Raw genomic sequence first — 17,625 nt, 5'->3', positions numbered from 1 at the left:
AGCAGTGAGGGGAGGACGCCGGAAGCGTCCTCCCCTTGCTCATGCCATGGGTGCAGCGGTCAGCCCGCGTTGTTGAGCTGCGTGAGGCTCGTGCGCAGGTGCTCCCAGCTGCGGTCCCGCTTGCTGCCCCGGTTGCGGGCGTTGACCAGCGCCTTCCAGAAGGGCGCCTCGATCAGCGCCTCCGGCTTGATCGCCGAGGTACGCTCCAGGACCGTCTCGGGCACCTTCTGCGGGTCCGGGACCACGTACTCCGCGATGATCTCGTCGTACTTGTCCTTGAGGACGGTGTTGGTCGGGTCCGCGCCGAACACCACGAGCTGGCCGGTGGGCTCGGTGTCGACCAGGACCGTCACCAGGTCGGGCCGGTAGCGGTTCAGGACCTCGATCACCTTGTAGACGTCGCCCGTCCACGCGTTGGTGTGGCGGTCGCGGGCCGCCTCGTCCACGTTGCGCGGGAGCATGTCGTCGAAGACGATCACGCTGGCCCAGTCCGCGTACTTCTCCACGTTGATGAAGTCGCGCAGCGCGAACTCGAACAGGTGCATGCCGTCGATGAACGCCAGGTCGAGCGTGACGTCCTTCCAGTACCCGAACGGGCTGCGGTTGCGGATGATGTTCCGCAGCGGGTGGCGGCCGCCCTTGAGGTGCTGGAGCGGGTTCTCGCGCGCGAAGAAGTCGTCGCTGGTGGCCTTCGCCAGGTGGACGTCGCAGCGGATCTCGGAGACCACCTTGAACGCCGGGTCGATCGCGATGCTCGGTACCCGGGAGAACGTCAGGCTGCGGCCGTCGTTGACGCCGATCTCCAGGTAGTTGCGGTTCGCGCTGGCTTGGTGGAGCCCCCGCAGGAACTCGTGACGTTTCACTGGGAAATCTCCTTGCGGATGTGTGGCAGTGCTTCGTGCAGGGCGGACCGCCGGTCCCGGTGCGAGTCCGGCGCGGCCCCCGTCCTCCGGCCGCACCCGAGGGCGCCGGCGGCAGGGCGTCGTGCGGGCCCGGCTGCCCCGGCCAAGACCGGTTCCGTGGAACATACCTGCTGTGAGCTTCCCATGACAGGACTTCGCGGCGAGGAGCACGAACCCGAGGGAAAGGGCTTGGTAAGGACGGGAAGCCGGAAGGTGAACCTCCGGGCGGACGAACTCATGACGCGGTCCGCACCTTGCCGTCGATCAGGTGCGGGAGAACACGCGATGAGGTGGCCGACGGGGGCATGCACGGCCATGACCGGGTGCCGGCTCCGTCGGACAGCACGAGAGCCTTCATCTGCGTCACCCTAGCCCGCATCCGGAAGGACCGGCCGAGTCAGGGGGTGACGTGATGGTGGAGCGTCGGTGACGGGGACGAGGAGGGCTCGGGGAGCGCTCAGTCCTCGCCGCGGACGATGTGGTCCTCCGCGGTGTGCGCGGTGGTGGATCCGCCCTGCTCCTCGACCGCGGGCAGGCACGTCCGCAGGTCTCCCTTGCCGTGCAGGCGGCGGGCCCTGGACCAGCCCGTCTCGGGCCGGCGTACGACGGATATCTGTGCGGTCTGCGGGGTCACGGCGGTTCACCGTCCTTCCATGCTGCTCCTCCGGGTCCCCGGGGCCGGCCGTGTCAAACGGGTCCGGTCCGGCCGTCAGGGCACCGGTGCCGCACACCTGTTCACCGGTGAGCGGCCACCCGGCCGCTTGACGGCCGGTCGAACTCTCCTTCCCGGCTCAGGTGTTGGGGCGGGCCACGCTGATGTCGCCCAGGGCCGACTCCGGGTCGCGTTCCATGGCCGCGTCGCCGAGGGCGACGACGCCGACGGGGTGGCCGCCCTCGACGACCGGGATCCGGCGTACGGCGTGTTCGCGCATGAGCTCGATGGCGTGGTCAAGGTCGTCCGCGGGGGCCACGGTCACCAGGTCCGCGCTGCACGCGCCGGCCACGGTGACCTGTTCGGGGTCGCCGCCGTCGGCGAGACACCGCACGACGAGGTCACGGTCGGTGACCAAGCCGCGCAGCTCGTCGCCGTCGGTGACGAGGACGGCCCCGAGGTCCTGGTCGCGCATGATCCGGGCGACGGCGGTCACGGAGGTCTGCGGTTCCACGGTGACCGGAGCGCTGGTCATGATGTCGCTGACGTGCTGGGTCATGACGTACCCCTCTGTTCGCGGGTTGGTGCGCCCCGGGTACCCCTCCTCAGGAGTCCACCGCGATCTCGCTCCACACCTGCTTGCCGCCGCTGACGGGGAGTGTGCCCCAGGTCGCGGAGACGTTCTCGACGAGGAGGAGGCCGCGGCCCCCGGTGGCCTCCCAGCCGATGCTGGTGGGCTTGGCGGGGGTACGGGGCGAGGCGTCGGTGACGGAGATCCGCAGCCGGTGGCCGACCAGGGTCAGGTCGAGGCGGACCCGGCCGTCGGTGTGCACGAGGGCGTTGGTGACGAGTTCGGAGACGACCAGCAGGGCGGTCTCCAGGGGCTCGCCGCGCACTCCCCAGCCGCGCAGCACGCGCCGGGTGAAGCGGCGGGCGTGCCCGGCGGCCTGGGGGACGCGCCACACCGTCCAGCCGTCCCGCAGCGGGATGGTGGCCATGCCGTCGTAGCGCAGCAGGAGCAGGGCGACGTCGTCGCTGCGGCGGGCTCCGCCGAGCAGGGCGTCGGCGACGAGTCCGAGGTCGGTGGGGTCGGCGAGGGACAGTTCGCGGGCGAAGCGTTCCATGCCCTCGTCGATGTCGGCCTCGGTGGACTCCACGAGTCCGTCGGTGGTCAGGGCCATCAGGGTGCCGGGCCGCAGCCGCAGCGGGGTCATCGGGAAGTCGGCCTGGGCGATCACGCCCAGCGGGGGGCCGCCGTCGGACTCCGCGATGTCGGTGCTCGCGTCGGGGTGGCGCAGGACCGGCGGGAGGTGGCCGGCGCGGACGCACCAGGCGGTGCCCTCCTCCATGTCGAGGTCGACGTAGGTGCAGGTGGCGAAGAGGTCGGTCTCCAGGTCCATGAGGAGCCGGTTGGCGTGGGCGACGACGACGTCGGGCGGGTGGCCCTCGACGGCGTAGGCGCGCAGGGCCGTGCGCATCTGACCCATGAGGGTGGCGGCGGCCGCGCTGTGCCCCTGGACGTCGCCGATGACCAGGGCGACGTGGTTGTCGGGCAGCGGGATCACGTCGTACCAGTCGCCGCCCAGCTCAAGACCGGCGGTGCTGGGCAGATAGCGGGCGACGGCGGTCGCTCCGGGCAGGTCCGGCAGCCTGCGGGGCAGCAGCTGGCGCTGGAGCATGCCGACGAGTTCGTGCTCGGCGTCCAGGGCGTGGGCGCGCATCAGGGCCTGTCCGGCGAGGCCCGCGGAGGCGGTCAGCAGGGCGCGCTCGTCGGGGCCGAAGTGGTGGGGGGTGTCCCAGCCGATGAGGCAGGCGCCCGCCATGCGGCCCGCGGCGGGCAGCGGCAGCACGGCGAGGCCGCCTGGCCCGACGTCGGCGAGGGCGGGTTCGAGGAGGGTGCCGGCGGGCCAGATCTGCGCGCGGCCCTCGCGCAGGGCGCCGGCCAGGGTGGGCATGGCCCGTACGGGCGCCTCGGGCCACTCGCCGCGCCACTCCAGGCGCCACAGCTCGGGCCAGGACTCCGCCTCGGGCGGGTCGAGGACGGTGACGACGAGCCGGTCGTTCTCCAGCTCGGCGAGGGCGATGCGGTCGGCCCGGAGCGGGGCCCGCAGGGCGGAGACGACGGCCTGGCTGACGTCGCGTACGGTGCCGGCGGTGGAGAGGGCGGCGGCCAGCCGCTGGACCCGGGCCACGTCGGTGACGTCGGAGCGCAGGGTGGAGGCGTCGGCGACGGTGCCCACGAGCAGGGCGGGCCGGCCCTCGCCGCCGGGCAGCATGCGGCCTCGCAGCCTCAGCCACCTGGGCGGTCCCGAGGGCTGGAGGACCCGGAACTCCAGCTCGCGGTCGCCGAGGGACATGTGACCGGCCTCGAACAGGGACATCAACGAGGGCAGGTCCTCGGGGACCGTACGCCCGAGCAGGGTCTCGACCTTGCCGTCGAAGTCGGCCCGGTTCATGCCGAAGAGGTCCAGGATCTCGTCGCCGACCTCGATGTGGCCGGTGTCCATGGCGAGGCTGAACGCGTCTGCGAGCGGTTCGCCGCCCTCGGGGGCTGCGGCGGGGGGTGGGCAGACCATCGCGTCGGCGATGAGTTCGAGGCACTTGCGGTCCTCGTCGTCGAAGCCGCGCGGGGCCTCGCTGACGGCGAGCAGACAGGCCCGGCCGTCGCTGCCGTGCGCGGGCAGCACGGCCAGGTGGACCTCCCGTGCCGGAACTCCGCCGGACTCGGCGCCCGCGGCGAGCTCCTCGGGGCCGAGGAAGAGGGGCCGCCCGGAGCGGTGCGCCTCGGCGAGCGGTGAGCCGCCGGAGCCGTCGTAACTGTCGCGCAGCCCGTAGACCGTCCGGGGGACGCCCGCCGACTCCACGAGGAACAACAGGTCCGGGTCGTCGCCGGGCGTGTACGCGGCGGCGAAGGACGCCCCGGCGAAGACCAGCGCCTGTTCGAGGACACGGTGCAGGCGTTCGGGCGCGCCGGGACTGTGCGTGAGGGAGGCCAGGGCGTTCTCGGCACGCAGCGTTCTCGCTCCGCGTCCCGCAGCGCCCTCACTCACCACTTCGCCATTACAGCGCTAATACGGCACGTGCGCAGCCCCTGTGGGCGTTCCGAGGGGCATCCGGCGGGGGTCGCGCCGGTACCCCTCCTGACACTTCCAAACCCGTGCGTTCCGCACGGCGATCTCGTGACAGCCGTGACTGTCCGTGGCCGTGCCGCGCTGGAAAGCTCTGTGGCGGGCCAAGGAGGGGGACACATGGACAAGCGCTACGAGGTGTACGCGCTCGCCGACAGACACTTCTACGAGACGCCCGACCGGATCTCGGCGGGCACGGCGGGCGAGGCCGGCACGGCGCCCGTCCACGAGACGGCGCGCCGAGCGGTGCCCGACGGCTGGGACGCGGCACGGATCGGTGACTGGCTGACGCTGACGCCGCTCGGTCCGGACGGAAGGCCGGCGCCCGGCCCCTCGCAGGGCTGGAAGATCCACGCCTCGGCCACCCGGGAGAACGCGGACCGGATCGCCGCGATCGTGTGGGACTACTGCGTGCCCCGGCGCATCTCGTTCAAGTTCGTCCCGGCCCCCCACCTGCTGCACCTGCGCAACACCAAGTACGCGGCCCGCGACACCAGCGGCAAGTTCGTGACGATCTACCCGGCCGACGAGGAGCAGCTGCACGAGGTGCTCCGCGAGCTCGGCAAACTCCTGGAGGGCTTCGAGGGGCCGTACATCCTCACCGACCTGCGCTGGCACGAGGGCCCGCTGTACGTCCGCTACGGCGCGTTCGCGCGGACCTTCGTCGTCGACGAGCGGGGCTCGCTGGTGCCGGCGGTGCGGAACGGCGAGGGCGCTCTGGTGCCGGACCGGCGGGAGCCGTCCTTCCAGGTGCCCGAGTGGGTGACGCTGCCGGACTTCCTGGCGCCGCATCTGGAGGCCCGCAACACCACGACGGTCGGCGAGCTGCCGTACCGGATCGAGAAGGCACTGCACTTCTCCAACGGCGGCGGGGTCTACAGCGGCACCGACACCCGCGACGGGCGCAAGGTCGTCCTCAAGGAGGGCCGGCCGCACGCCGGGCTCGCCGCGGACGGGGCGGACGCGATCGCCCGGCTGGTGCGGGAGAAGGACGCCCTGGAGCGGGTGGCGGGCACCGGCGTGGTGCCCGAGGTGCGGGACTGGTTCACTCTCGGCGACCACCGCTTCCTGGTCATGGACTTCCTGGAGGGGCGCCCCCTCAACTCGTTCTTCGCCGAGCGGCATCCGCTGCTCGGTCCGGACCCCGATCCGAAGGCCGTGGCCGACTACACGGCGTGGGCGGTGCGCATCCACGGGGCGGTGGAGCGGGCCGTGGACGCGGTGCACGCCCGTGGGATCGTCTTCAACGACCTGCACGTCTTCAACATCATGGTCGGCCCCGACGAGGAGTCGGTGTCCCTGCTCGACTTCGAGGCGGCGGCGCCGGTCGAGGAGAACGGCCGCCAGGTCGTCGCCCACCCCGGGTTCTTCGCCCCGCCGGACCGCAAGGGCGTGGACGTCGACCGCTACGCGCTGGCCTGTCTCAGGATCGCCCTGTTCCTGCCGGTCACCACGCTGTTCGTGGTGGACCGGGGCAAGGCGGCCCACCTGGCCGAGGTGATTCTGCGTCAGTTCCCGGACGTGCCGAAGGAGTTCCTCGACGAGGCGGTCGCGGAGATCACCCGGGACATCGCTCCCCCGGACCCTGCGAGGACCGGAACCTCCCTGGCCGCGACGGCCTTCGTCGAGCCGGGCGACTGGCCCCACAGCCGCGACTCCATGGTCAAGGCGATCCTCGCCTCGGCGACCCCCGAGCGCACGGACCGGCTCTTCCCCGGCGACATCACCCAGTTCAACGACGGCGGCGGCCTCGGACTCGCGCACGGCGCGGCCGGCGTGCTGTACACGCTGGAGGCGATCGGCGCCGAGCGGTACGAGGAGGGCGAGCGCTGGCTCCTGGAGCGCACCGCGCCCCCGCCCACGGGCACGCCGCTCGGGCTCTACGACGGCCTCGCGGGCGTGGCCCACGTCCTGGACCGGCTCGGCCACCGGCAGCGTGCCCTCGATCTGGTCGGGCGGATCCTCGCGGAACGCTGGCAGAACCTCTCCGCCGACCTGCACGGCGGCCTCGCGGGCCTCGGCCTGGTCCTCGGCGAACTCGCCGACACCACGGGCGAGTCGGAGCTGCGGGACCGCGCGACCGAGGCGGCAGACGTCCTCGTACGGCGGCTCACGCAGCCCCTGCCGGACTCGCCCAGGAAGCGCCGGGCGGGGCTGCTGCGGGGCTGGACCGGGCCCGCGCTGTTCCTGCTGCGGCAGTACGAACGCACCGGTGAGCCGCTGCTGCTGAGGGCGGCGGAGGTGGCGCTGCGCCGGGACCTGGAGTGCTGTGTGACGCATCCGAGCGGCTCGCTCGAGGTCGACGAGGGCTGGCGGACGCTGCCCTACCTCGGGGAGGGGAGCGCGGGCATCGGGATGGTGCTGGACGACTTCCTCGCCCACGGGGCCGACACCGAGGGGGAGTTCGAGAGGGCGCGGGCCGGGATCCTGACCGCCGCCACCAGCCGCTTCTATGTGCAGCCCGGTCTCTTCCAGGGCCGCGCCGGGATGATCCTGCATCTCGCGCGCACGGACACGCCGGGCGCGAGCCCGGAGCGGCTCGCCGAACAGATCGACGGTCTCGGCTGGCTCGCCATGGACTACCAGGGCCAACTGGCCTTCCCCGGCCACCAGATGATGCGTCTGTCGATGGACCTGGGCACCGGAACGGCAGGGTGCCTGCTCGCGCTCGGCGCGGCCCAGGAGGTCCAAAGGGTCCATGGAGTCCAAGGGAGCCGACAGGATCCCGCGGCCCCCGGTGCCCCCACCACCGCACACCTGCCGTTCCTGCCGCCGCTCGGGCGGCCCCCGATACGCGGTTCCGCGACCTGACGGAGCCGTGACCCAACCCCGTCCCCACGGGTGGACGACACCGAGGAAAGGAAACCGAGATGGCACTTCTCGACCTGCAGACGATGGAGTCCGACGAGCACACCGGCGGCGGCGCCAACAGCACGCTGAGCCTGCTGTCCTGCGTCAGCGCCGCGAGCGTCACGCTCTGTCTCTGACAGACACCGTGCGCCCATGACTCCGGGCGGTCACTCCCACGTGGGAGGGGCCGCCCGGGGTCCTGCCCACCTCGGGAAGGCCGCCGTATGACGACCAGCACCGCGCCCCCGGCCCCGCACGGCCGCCTGGCTCAGCACGGCCGCGTGGGCCCGCACGGCCTCCTGGGTCCGGCACCCGCCCGCTGCCTGGCCCTGTGTCTGGTGAGCACGGCCTCCACGGGCGCCGCGCTGCTGCTGCCCACCGCACTCGGCCGCACCCTCGACCTGCTGCTCGCCCGGGAACCGGCGACCCGCTGGGTGCTGGCCTGCGCCGCCCTCGTCCTGCTGCTCGCCCTGCTCGACGCGGCGGAGACCGTCCTCGGCGGCACCGTCACCGCCCGCACCACCTCCTGGCTGCGCCGCCGTCTCACCGGCCACGTCCTCGCCGTCGGCCCGCGCGCCACAGCCCGCTTCGGGCCCGGGGACCTCGTCGCGCGTCTCGTCGGCAACGCGGCCCAGGCCGGCACGGCACCGGCCGCGCGCGCCGCGCTGCTGGCCGCACTCGCCGGCCCGGTCGGCGCCGTGGTGGCCCTGGGACTCATCTCCCCCTGGCTCGCGGCCGTGTTCCTGACCGGAGCACCGGTCCTCGCCCTGCTGCTGCGCGCCTTCGCCCGCGACACCCGGGAGTGCGTGACGCGCTACCAGGAGGTGCAGGGGCGGATCGCGCAGGCGCTGTCGGAGGCCGTCGGCGGACACCGCACGATCCGGGCCGCCGGGACGGAGGACCGCGAGACCGCGCGCGTCCTGCGCCCGCTGCCCGAGCTGTCCGCGACCGGTCACCGCATGTGGAGGGTGCAGGGCCGGGCCTCGGGGCAGTCCGTGGCGATCGCCCCGCTGCTCCAGCTCGGCGTCGTGGCCGTCGCCGGCGTCCTGCTCGCCCGGCACCGGGTCACCGTGGGCGAGGTCCTCGCCGCCTCCCGGTACGCCGTCCTCGCGAGCGGCGTCGGCGTCCTGGTGGGACAGCTCGCGGGTCTCGCCCGGGCCCGGGCCGCGACCGGCCGTCTGGACGAGGTCCTCGCCGAACCACCCGTCGGCTACGGCGCCCGCAGGCTGCCGCCGGGCCCGGGACGGCTGGAACTGCGGGGCGTCACAGCCGTGCGCGGCGGACGGGCCGTGCTCGACGGCGTCGACCTCGTCGTGCCCGGCGGCACCAGCCTCGCCGTGGTGGGCCGGTCCGGGGCGGGCAAGTCGCTGCTCGCCGCGATCGCCGGGCGGCTCGCCGACCCCGACTCCGGCGAAGTCCTGCTGGACGGGGTGCCGTTGCGCGAGCTCACCCACGACGAGGTGCGCGGTGCGATCGGCTACGCCTTCGAGCGGCCCGCCCTGCTCGGCGGCACCCTGGAGGAGGAGATCGGGCTCGGCCTGCCCTCCCCCTCCCCCGCCCGGGTCCGCCGGGCGGCCCGCACGGCCCGTGCGGACGACTTCGTCCGCCGCCTGCCGCACGGTTACGACACCCTCGTCGCCGACGCCCCGCGCTCGGGCGGGGAGTCCCAACGGCTCGGTCTCGCCCGGGCGTTCGCCCACGGCGGCCGCCTGCTCGTGCTCGACGACGCCCTCTCCAGCCTCGACACGGTGACCGAGGCCCGCATCGCCGAGGCCCTCGTGGGCGACGGGACGCACGGCACCCGGCTTCTGGTCGCCCACCGCGCCGCGACGGCGGCCCGCGCGGACGCGGTGGCCTGGCTGGACGGGGGGCGGGTGCGGGCGGTGGGGCCGCACGCGGAGCTGTGGCGGGCGGCGGAGTACCGGGCGGTGTTCGGGGAGGGCGGGGAGGCAGCCGGCACGGACGCCTCGAACGCAGGCACGGACGCCTCGAACGCAGGCACGGACGCCGCGAGCGCCGGCACGGACGCCGCGAGCGGGGGGTCGGCATGACCACGGCGAGGGGTGCGGCGGTGAGCGGCGGTGTCCCCGCCCGCGGGCTGCGGTATCTGCGGGCCCGGTGGCGGGTGATGGCGCGGCTCGGCGGATGGTCGGTGCTGGAGACCGCGCAGACCTTCCTCACCGGGTACGCGCCCGCCCGCGCGCTCGACGAGGGGTTCCTGGCCGGACGGCCCGCCGTGGGCCTGGGGTGGCTCGGGGTGGCCGGGCTCGGCGTGCTGGTCGGGGCGTTCGGGACGGTGCGGGTGTACGCCGCCGTCGCCGCGTTGGTCGAGCCGCTGCGGGACGCGCTGGTCAGGCGGGTCGTCGGGCGGGGAGTGCGGGAGGCGGATCCGGGGGCACTGTCCGGGCTGACCCAGCAGGTGGAGATCGCGCGGGACACCTTCGCGGGGCTGGTGATGGTGTCGCGCTCGTTCGTGTTCACCGCGGTCGGTGCGGTCGTCGGCCTGGCCTCGCTGGACCCGCTGCTCCTGCTGGTGGTCGGCCCGCCGCTGGCCGCCGGACTGGGCCTGTTCGCGGCCACGCTGCGGCCGCTGGCCCGGCGCCAGGAGGACTTCCTGGTCGCCGACGAGGCGCTGGCCGACGGTCTCGGGAGGGTCTGCCCGGGCTTGCGGGACATCACGGCGTCGGGCGCCGAGGAGCGGGTCGCCGAGGACACCGGGCGGCTCGTCGAGGCGGAACAGCGGGCCGCGTACTCCCTCGCCCACTGGTCCGTCCTGCGCGTGGCCTCCCTCACCCTCGGCGGCCAGCTTCCGATCGTGCTCCTGCTGGTCTGCACCCCCTGGCTCCTGTCCCGGGGCGTCACCACGGGCGCCCTGGTCGGCGCCCTCGCCTACGTCACCCAGTCCCTCCTGCCTGCCCTGCACAACCTGGTCCACGGCCTGGGCACGAGCGGGTCGAGGCTGGTGGTGGTACTGCGCCGCCTGATCCGCGAGCCGGCGCGGGAGGACGAACCGGGCCCGGTCCCCCACGCCCCGCAGAGCGCGAGCGACTCCGGCTCCACGCCCGAGCCGGACGCCGTCTCACCGGTGAACCCGCCTCCCGCCGACCGCGACTCCGGCGCCGCCGTTCCCGGCGCGGCGGCCAAGGCACGCGCGTTGCCCGCCCCGTCGTCCGCCGGGACACCCGCCCTGGAGCTCACCTCCCTCACCTTCGCCTACGGCCCCGCCGCCACCCCCGTCGTCGACGGGCTCGACCTCACCCTGACGTCGGGGGCCCACCTGGCCGTCGTGGGGCCGAGCGGGATCGGGAAGTCCACGCTCACCGCTCTCGTCGCCGGGCTGCTGCGGCCCTCGGGTGGGCGGATCCGGCTGCTCGGGCATCCCGTGCCCTCCCCCGGTGCCGCCGCCGGGCGGGTACTCATCCCGCAGGAGGCGTACGTCCACACCGGCACCCTCGCCGAGAACCTCACCCACCTCCGAACGGAGCCGGTGCCCGAGTCCGAGCTGCTCGCGGCGGCCAGGGCGGTCGGGCTGGCCCCGCTGATGGAAGCGCTCGGTGGACCGGGGGCGTGCGTGGACCCGGCCGCCCTGTCCGCGGGTGAGCGCCAGCTCGTCGCGCTGGCCAGGGCCTATCTCTCACCCGCCCCGCTGGTCCTGCTCGACGAGGCGACCTGCCACCTCGACCCGGGGAGCGAGGAGCGCGCCGAGCGGGCCTTCGCCGAGCGGCCGGGGACGACGCTGGTCGTCGTCGCCCACCGCATCAGCTCGGCCCGCCGCGCCGGGCACGTGCTGCTGATGGACGGCCCGCGCACGGCGTACGGCACGCACGACGAGCTGGTGCGCGACTCCCCGGCGTACCGCGAACTCGTGGGCGGCCGGCCGGCCGTACCACCCGAGCGGCCCACGTCACCGGCCCCGGCCCCCTCGCCTGGCCGTCCCGCCCCCTCGAAGCCTGGCCACCCCGCCCCCTCGAACGGGTCAGAGCCAGCCCTGCCCCTGCGAGATCCGGATCGCGTCGATGCGGTTGCGGGCCCCGGTCTTGCGGGTGATCGCGGCCATGTAGTTGCGCACGGTCCCGTGGGACAGGTGCAGGCTTCCCGCGATCTCCGCGATGGAGGCCCCCTCGGCCGCGAGGGATAACACGCTCAGCTCCCGCCTGGTCAGCGGCATCTCCGCGGCCTGGAGGAATCCGAAGCCGAGCGAGTCATCGACGAAACGTTTCCCCTCGGCGACCCGGCGGATCCCCCGCACCAGCCGCTCCGGCGCCGCCCCCTCTTTGTCCACGTATCCGAGTGCCCCCGCCTCGACGGCCCGCTTGAGCAGACCGGGGCGGTTGGCGCTGGCCATCACGAGCAGGCGCGGCGGACTCCGGTCCGGCTCGCGCATGGATAACTCCCCCAGGGGCGGGATGCCGTACGCGTCCGAGCATTCGAGGTCGGCCGCGCAGACGTCCGGACGCACGGACCGCAGGCGGCTCGGCGCGGTGTGCCACGGGGTGTCGAAGACCCCGAGGTCGGGTTCCCGGCGGAGCCACTCCGCCAGTACCGATCTCTCCAGACACGCGTCGTGCACCAGAAGCACCTGGATCACTGCTCGTCCCCTTTGACTCGCCCGCTCGGTTCCGTGGTCATGAACGCGTGCCCCATTGTTCGTGTCCCTGACCGCCGTCGGGCGCGAGGAATCGGCCATCAGGATGCGCGGGGGCGCACAGAGGGCGCCCGTGTGCTGTCGCGCGCTTCGACTGAGGGGGCATGGCCAGAGGCGAAGCGGGTACGCGGGCCTCCTCGCCGTCGCACGGGCACCCGTGTGCCCGCACGCCTGCGGGCTCGCCGTGCGGGACGTGCCGGGAGGGGGGAGATTTGATCCTTGGGAGCCCGGCTCGCGACAGCGGCCCGCGCCCCCTCGGGACGCGCCCCGTGCGAGGAGGTGGTCGGCGTGTCCGACGGACATACGTCGGCCCCGGCGCCGGCGAGCGCCCGGACCCGCGTGGGACGCCCCCTGCTCTCCCTGGCGCTCGCGTCGATGATGGACGAGGTCCACGCCCACTCCGGCGCGGTCTATCTGCTGTCCGCCGACCAACCGGTGCTGGAGATGGCGGTGATGGCGGGCCTGCCCCGGGCGTTCGCGGCCCCCTGGGAGCGGGTGGGGCTGAGCGCGCCGATCCCGGTGGCCGAGGCGGCGCGGGAGCGGCGGCTGGTGTGGGTCGGCGGCGAAGAGGAGATGGCCCGCCGCTTCCCCCGGATCGCGGTGGTGCTGCCGTATCCCTTCGCGCTGGCCGCGGTGCCGGTGGCGACCTCGTCCAAGGTGTACGGCGCGGTCTTCGTGACCTGGCCCGGTGCGCACCCGCCGGACCTGTCCGACCGGGAGCGGGACCATCTGATCGCGGCCTGCGGGCGGCTCGCGGTGCGGCTGGAGCGGGCGGTGGAGGACAGTGTGCCGCCGCACACCGAACCGGATCTGCTGGGCGCGGCACCGGTCGGCGGCCCGGCCGGGACGCTGGGCACGGTGGAGGCCGCACGGATGGTGGCCCGGTTGCCGTACGGGCTGTGCTCACTCGATCTGCACGGGCGGGTGTCCTTCGCCACCGCGGCGGCGGCCGAGCTGATCGGTGTGCCGGTCTCCCAGTTGCTGGGCTCGCAGCTGTGGGCGGCGGTGCCCTGGCTCAACGACCCGGTCTACGAGGACCGTTACCGGGCCGCGCTGATCAGTCAGCACAGCACGTCGTTCGTGGCGCTGCGGCCGCCCGGGGACTGGCTGTCGTTCCGGCTGTACCCGAGCACGACCGGGCTGAGCGTGCGGATCACCCGGGCCAGGGCGGTGGCGGAGATGAACCGGTCCGGCCCGCGGCCAGGCGACCCGCCGGCCCGGCTGGTGACGATCTCGCAGGTGCTGAGCCTGGCCGGGGCGCTGACCGAGGCGGTGGGCGTGCAGGACGTGGTGCAGCTGGTGGCGGACGAGATCGCTCCGGCGGTGGGCAGCCAGGCGCTGGTCGTGCTCGGCTCCCGGGCCGGGCGGCTGCATGTGCTGGGGCACCGCGGATACTCCGACCCGCGGATCGTGGAACGGTTCGACGGGTTGCCGCTGACCGAACCGACACCGGGCACCCAGGCCCTGACCACCGGCGTACCCGCGTTCTTCGACTCCCGTGAGCAGCTGGAGCGCCTGTACCCGCGGCGGCAGGCCACCCCCGACGGGTTCGCCGCCTGGGCGTATCTGCCGCTGATCGCCTCCGGACGGCCCGTGGGCACCTGTGTGCTGGCCTACGCGGAACGGCACCCCTTCCCCGCGGACGAGCGGGCGGTGCTGACCAGTCTGGGCGGGCTGATCGCCCAGGCCCTGGAGCGGGCCCTGCTGTACGACGCCAAGCACCAGCTGGCGCACGGCCTCCAGGCGGCCCTGCTGCCGCACACCCTGCCCGTGCTGCCCGGCATCGAGGCGGCGGCCCGCTATCTGCCGGCGACCCAGGGCATGGACATCGGCGGCGATTTCTACGACCTCGTGCCGGTGCACGGCAAGGCCGCCGCGGTGATCGGGGACGTGCAGGGCCACAACGTGACGGCGGCCGGGCTGATGGGGCAGATCCGGACCGCGGTACGGGCGTACACGACCGTCGGCCAGACGCCGGAGGAGGTCATGCGCTCCACCAACAGCCTGCTCATCGACCTCGGTGCGGACCTCTTCGCCAGCTGTCTGTACCTGCGGCTGGATCCGGAGCGGGGGCGGGCGGTCATGGCGCGGGCGGGGCATCCGCCGCCGCTGCTCCGGCGGCCGGACGGCCGGGTGCGGGTGCTGGACCTGGCCGGTGGGCCACTGCTGGGCGTCGACGGTGCGGCGGGCTATCCGACGACCGAGGTGGAGCTGACCCCGGGCTGTGTCCTCGCCCTCTACACCGACGGCCTGATCGAGTCGCCCGGCGTCGACATCGAGGACGCGCTCGCGGAGCTGGGCGGACAGCTCGCCGAAATGGGTGACCGTCCGCTCGACGAACTCGCCGACGAACTGGTCCACCGTGGCGCTGCGGCGCGGGAGCGGAGCGACGACGTGGCACTGCTGTTGCTGCGGGCGGACGGCTGAGGGGCCGCCCTCCTCGCGGACGGTTGACGGGCCCTCACCCCACCGGACAGCTGACGGGCCCTCACCCCACGGGGGGCGGTCCGCGGAACAACGCGACGGTCCGGCCCTCCCGCCGGAGGGCCGGACCGTCGCACATCCCGGGCCGCGAACCGCGGTGTGGCCGGGAGGTGTTCGTTCTGGCCGGCGTCGGCAGCGGACAGGTGGGTGTGGGGGGACCGCTGCCGACGCGGCCGGTTCGGGGTGTGGTGCGGTGAGGTGGGATCAGTTGTGGGACTGGCCCGCATCGCCGGTGCCGTTACCGGCGTCCTGACCGTTACCGGCGTCCTGACCGTTACCGGCGTCCTGACCATTGCCGGCGTCCTGACCGTTGCCCGTGTCCTGGCCGCCGATCACGTCACCGCCGGCCTGCTCGCCGCCGACTTCCTGGCCCGCGCCGGCCTCGTCACCCGGGCTCGCGCTCGCGTCGCCGCCGGCACCGGCCTCCTGGCCCGCACCCGCCTGGTCGCCGGCACCGGCCCCGGCTTCCCCGCCGCCGGCCTGGTCGCCGCCCGCGCCGCCGGCCGCGTCACCGGCGCCGAGCGTGGCGCCGACCGCCTGGAGAGCGGTGGTCACCGGCTGGAAGAAGGTCTCGCCGCCGACCGTGCAGTCGCCGCTGCCGCCGGAGGTCAGACCGATCGCGGAGCCGTCCTGCGTGAACAGCGAGCCGCCGCTGTCGCCGGGTTCGGCGCAGACGTCGGTCTGTATGAGGCCGGTGACGGTGCCCTCGGGGTAGTTCACGGTGGCGTCGAGTGCGAGGACCTGGCCGTCGGCGAGTCCGGTGGTGGAGCCCATCCGGAAGACCTGGGAGCCGACCTCGGCGTCCGCGGCCTGCTGGATCGCGACGGTCTGGCCGCCGCCGACGTTGACCTCGCTGGGCGCCTGCGTCGCCGGGTCGTCGTACTTGACGAGCGCGAAGTCGCCGTTGCCGGGGAAGGTGGCCTGGTCGACGGTGGCGATCGGCTGGCCGGTCTCGGAGTCCGACCACTGCTCGGCCGCGACCCCGCAGTGACCGGCGGTCAGGAAGGCGGGGCTGCCGTCGCCCGCGGTGACGTTGAAGCCGAGCGAGCAGCGGGCGCCGCCGCCGAAGATCGCGTCACCGCCGGAGACGAAGGTCTTGAAGGTGCCGGCCGACTTCTTGATGGTGGCCATGTCGGAGCCGAGGCTCTTCACGGTCGACTCGAGGGTGTTCCACTTGGCGCCGGTGACCGTGCTGTCGGCGGTGACCAGGATCTTGTTCGTCCTGGGGTCGACGGCCCAGGACGTGCCCGGGATGGTCGCCCTGTCCTTCAGGGTCTTCGCGCCCGCCGCCAGTTCGGTGAGGCTGTTGTCGACCACGCGGACCTTGGCGCCGGCCTGCTTCGCCTGGACGACGACACTGGTGTTGCCGGCGGTGACGTTCACGACGAGCTGCCGGCTGCCGGCGTCGTAGTAGGACCCGGCGAAGGCGTCGCCCAGCATCTTCTCGAGTTGCGAGGCGAGGTCCGAGGCGTCCGTCGCCTTCAGCGGCTTCGGCGCGACGGCCGCCGCGTCGTTCGACGAGCCGTCCTGGGACGCGTTGGCGTTGGGCAGCAGAATCGCGGCCGCGCCGAGCGCCACGACGGTGCCTGCCGCGAACGCGGCCTTGCGCTTCGGAATTCGCTTGTGACTCAAACTTCTCGACCTCCTGGGGGACCGGAGTCTGTACCGCCGTACGGCAGTTGTTCTGTTCGGGACGCCTGGATAGCCATGGGTACGGGCGGTGCGCGCGGTGCGTTCAATGCCGTTTCTTTGCATCTGGATTGCCATGCCGATTCAGCCAGGGGCGAGAGCGCGCGAGTTGTGCGTGGGCCGTGAGCGGGAAGAATCCCCCATATGACGATGACGCCCGCTCAAGCCGACAAAGTCCTCGCCGACAATTTCGCCCCGTGGGTCCTCGATCTCGGCCTGACGGTCGAGTCGCTCGGAGACGACCGCGCGGTTCTGCGACTTCCCTGGTCACAGAGACTGGCCCGGGAGGACGGCGGGCTCAGTGGCCAGGCGCTGATGGCGGCCGCGGACACCGCGACCGTGATCGCGGTGTCCGCGGCGCGCGGCGCCTTCGTGCCGATGACGACGGTGCAGCAGTCCACGAGCTTCCAACGGGCGGTGACCGGTTCGGATGTCCTGATCACGGCGGTCCTGACCAAACTGGGCCGCCGTATGGCGTTCGCCGACATCACGCTGACGGATTCCGCGTCCGGTGACCTGGCGGCCCGGGCCAGCACGGTCTACGCACTGACGGGCTGACACGCTCAGCGAGCGGGCGACTGCGGTCCGTTGTGCGGAGCACCCCGAATCCCCTCTTCAGGGAATCTGCACATCGAATGCGCAACCGGCCCACCGGAGGCGGAAGTTCTGCACAATCGCGGGGCGCCGCTCATGACATTGGCGAGGAGTGTCGCATTCGCCTCGCGGGCGACAAGAGCCCGTACACACGACCGCAACATCACATGTGAAGAAGTGGGCACCAAGGCGTGCGCAATTCTGCACGGATGAAGGCTTCTGTGACTCAAGTTCCCTGGTGAGGCGGGTGGTTGATTGGAAGGGCACAGCTGCGGCGTGCTTTGATCCATCGCACCGCAAGGCAGTCGGGGCTCCCGGAAACGGGATTCGGCGCCATGCGAATGCGGCCGTCATCTGTCCCCCAGAGGGGGCCGCTCCCCCCTTGTGACATACCCATACGAAGGGAAGTTCCATCATGAACTCCACCCCCCAGGTTGAGACCGTCGAGATCTCCGACGCGGACCTCGACAACGTCTCCGGCGGCCTCCAGCTGAACGCCCTCGGCACCGTCACCAGCCTGGTGGACGGCGTCGCCCCGGTTTCCGGCCTGGTCAACACGGCCGTCGGCACCGTCGAGGGTGTGACCGGCCTGAACACCGCCCCGGTCACCGGCCTGGTCGCCGGCCTCTGATCGCACTTCCTGCGATCTGATCACACTCTTGTGGTCGACCCGTCCCGGAC

At 73.4% G+C, this 17,625-nt stretch carries 12 protein-coding genes and 1 pseudogene; 7 read left to right on the top strand and 6 right to left on the bottom strand.

What is annotated here, in order from left to right:
* Positions 1-59 precede the first annotated feature (59 nt).
* The 4 genes from IF54_RS0126960 to IF54_RS0126945 form a co-directional block, all read right to left on the bottom strand.
* Positions 60-863, bottom strand: a complete 804-nt coding sequence (locus tag IF54_RS0126960) for a class I SAM-dependent methyltransferase (RefSeq protein WP_020134766.1) — start codon at positions 861-863, stop codon at positions 60-62.
* A 496-nt stretch (positions 864-1,359) separates the two neighbouring features.
* Positions 1,360-1,536, bottom strand: coding sequence for a hypothetical protein (locus IF54_RS43080; protein WP_199821250.1), 177 nt, complete (start codon positions 1,534-1,536; stop codon positions 1,360-1,362).
* A 157-nt stretch (positions 1,537-1,693) separates the two neighbouring features.
* Positions 1,694-2,113, bottom strand: a complete 420-nt coding sequence (locus IF54_RS0126950; protein ID WP_030323188.1) for a CBS domain-containing protein — start codon at positions 2,111-2,113, stop codon at positions 1,694-1,696.
* A 46-nt stretch (positions 2,114-2,159) separates the two neighbouring features.
* Entirely contained in the window at positions 2,160-4,607 is a 2,448-nt protein-coding gene (locus IF54_RS0126945) for a SpoIIE family protein phosphatase (RefSeq protein ID WP_030323187.1), read from the bottom strand.
* 195 nt (positions 4,608-4,802) lie between these two features.
* Here IF54_RS0126945 and lanKC point away from each other — a divergent pair, with 195 nt between their 5' ends.
* From lanKC to IF54_RS43555, 4 genes are all read left to right on the top strand, one after another.
* On the top strand, positions 4,803-7,493 hold the full coding sequence (gene lanKC / locus IF54_RS0126940; RefSeq protein ID WP_030323186.1) for a class III lanthionine synthetase LanKC: 2,691 nt from the start codon (positions 4,803-4,805) through the stop codon (positions 7,491-7,493).
* Positions 7,494-7,552: 59 nt separating this feature from the next.
* Complete coding sequence (locus tag IF54_RS0126935; protein ID WP_020134771.1) at positions 7,553-7,669, top strand: SapB/AmfS family lanthipeptide; 117 nt, start codon at positions 7,553-7,555, stop codon at positions 7,667-7,669.
* Between the two features lie 87 nt (positions 7,670-7,756).
* On the top strand, positions 7,757-9,583 hold the full coding sequence (locus IF54_RS0126930; protein WP_234439067.1) for an ABC transporter ATP-binding protein: 1,827 nt from the start codon (positions 7,757-7,759) through the stop codon (positions 9,581-9,583).
* Positions 9,580-11,670: an ABC transporter ATP-binding protein gene (locus IF54_RS43555; protein ID WP_030323182.1), complete on the top strand. Its 2,091-nt coding sequence runs from the start codon at positions 9,580-9,582 to the stop codon at positions 11,668-11,670. The genes IF54_RS0126930 and IF54_RS43555 overlap by 4 nt, the downstream gene beginning before the upstream one ends.
* Here the strand turns inward: IF54_RS43555 and IF54_RS44220 are convergent.
* Positions 11,593-11,877, bottom strand: a pseudogene (locus tag IF54_RS44220) (LuxR C-terminal-related transcriptional regulator); the annotation flags it as partial. The gene IF54_RS43555 and the pseudogene IF54_RS44220 sit on opposite strands and share 78 nt — an antisense overlap.
* Before the next feature lie 579 nt (positions 11,878-12,456).
* Between IF54_RS44220 and IF54_RS0126915 the strand changes: the two are divergent.
* Positions 12,457-14,604: a SpoIIE family protein phosphatase gene (locus IF54_RS0126915; protein ID WP_030323177.1), complete on the top strand. Its 2,148-nt coding sequence runs from the start codon at positions 12,457-12,459 to the stop codon at positions 14,602-14,604.
* A 261-nt stretch (positions 14,605-14,865) separates the two neighbouring features.
* Here the strand turns inward: IF54_RS0126915 and IF54_RS0126910 are convergent, their stop codons facing one another.
* Positions 14,866-16,293 carry a S1 family peptidase gene (locus IF54_RS0126910; RefSeq protein WP_030323175.1) on the bottom strand — a complete coding sequence of 476 codons (1,428 nt, stop codon included), beginning with the start codon at positions 16,291-16,293 and terminating at the stop codon, positions 14,866-14,868.
* A gap of 201 nt (positions 16,294-16,494) precedes the next feature.
* On the opposite strand from IF54_RS0126910, the gene IF54_RS0126905 reads away from it, so the two are divergent.
* The gene (locus IF54_RS0126905) at positions 16,495-16,908 is read left to right on the top strand and encodes a PaaI family thioesterase (protein ID WP_030323173.1); all 414 of its coding nucleotides are present in this window, start codon (positions 16,495-16,497) and stop codon (positions 16,906-16,908) included.
* 451 nt (positions 16,909-17,359) lie between these two features.
* The gene (locus IF54_RS0126900) at positions 17,360-17,575 is read left to right on the top strand and encodes a hypothetical protein (RefSeq protein WP_020134776.1); all 216 of its coding nucleotides are present in this window, start codon (positions 17,360-17,362) and stop codon (positions 17,573-17,575) included.
* Positions 17,576-17,625 lie beyond the last annotated feature (50 nt).

Origin of the sequence: Streptomyces sp. NRRL B-3229 (genome assembly GCF_000719505.1) — a bacterium.
GTDB classification, from domain to species: domain Bacteria; phylum Actinomycetota; class Actinomycetes; order Streptomycetales; family Streptomycetaceae; genus Streptomyces; species Streptomyces griseorubiginosus.
Note: the sequence above shows the minus strand (reverse complement) of the source record. Positions and strands in the feature narration are given on the sequence as shown.

Excerpts from the sequence above, each read along its gene's own strand:
- IF54_RS0126950 (WP_030323188.1), bottom strand. The coding sequence starts at position 2,113 with ATGACCCAGCACGTCAGCGACATCATGACCAGCGCTCCGGTCACCGTG.
- lanKC (WP_030323186.1), top strand. The coding sequence starts at position 4,803 with ATGGACAAGCGCTACGAGGTGTACGCGCTCGCCGACAGACACTTCTAC.
- IF54_RS0126935 (WP_020134771.1), top strand. The coding sequence starts at position 7,553 with ATGGCACTTCTCGACCTGCAGACGATGGAGTCCGACGAGCACACCGGC.
- IF54_RS0126930 (WP_234439067.1), top strand. The coding sequence starts at position 7,757 with ATGACGACCAGCACCGCGCCCCCGGCCCCGCACGGCCGCCTGGCTCAG.
- IF54_RS43555 (WP_030323182.1), top strand. The coding sequence starts at position 9,580 with ATGACCACGGCGAGGGGTGCGGCGGTGAGCGGCGGTGTCCCCGCCCGC.
- IF54_RS0126905 (WP_030323173.1), top strand. The coding sequence starts at position 16,495 with ATGACGATGACGCCCGCTCAAGCCGACAAAGTCCTCGCCGACAATTTC.
- IF54_RS0126900 (WP_020134776.1), top strand. The coding sequence starts at position 17,360 with ATGAACTCCACCCCCCAGGTTGAGACCGTCGAGATCTCCGACGCGGAC.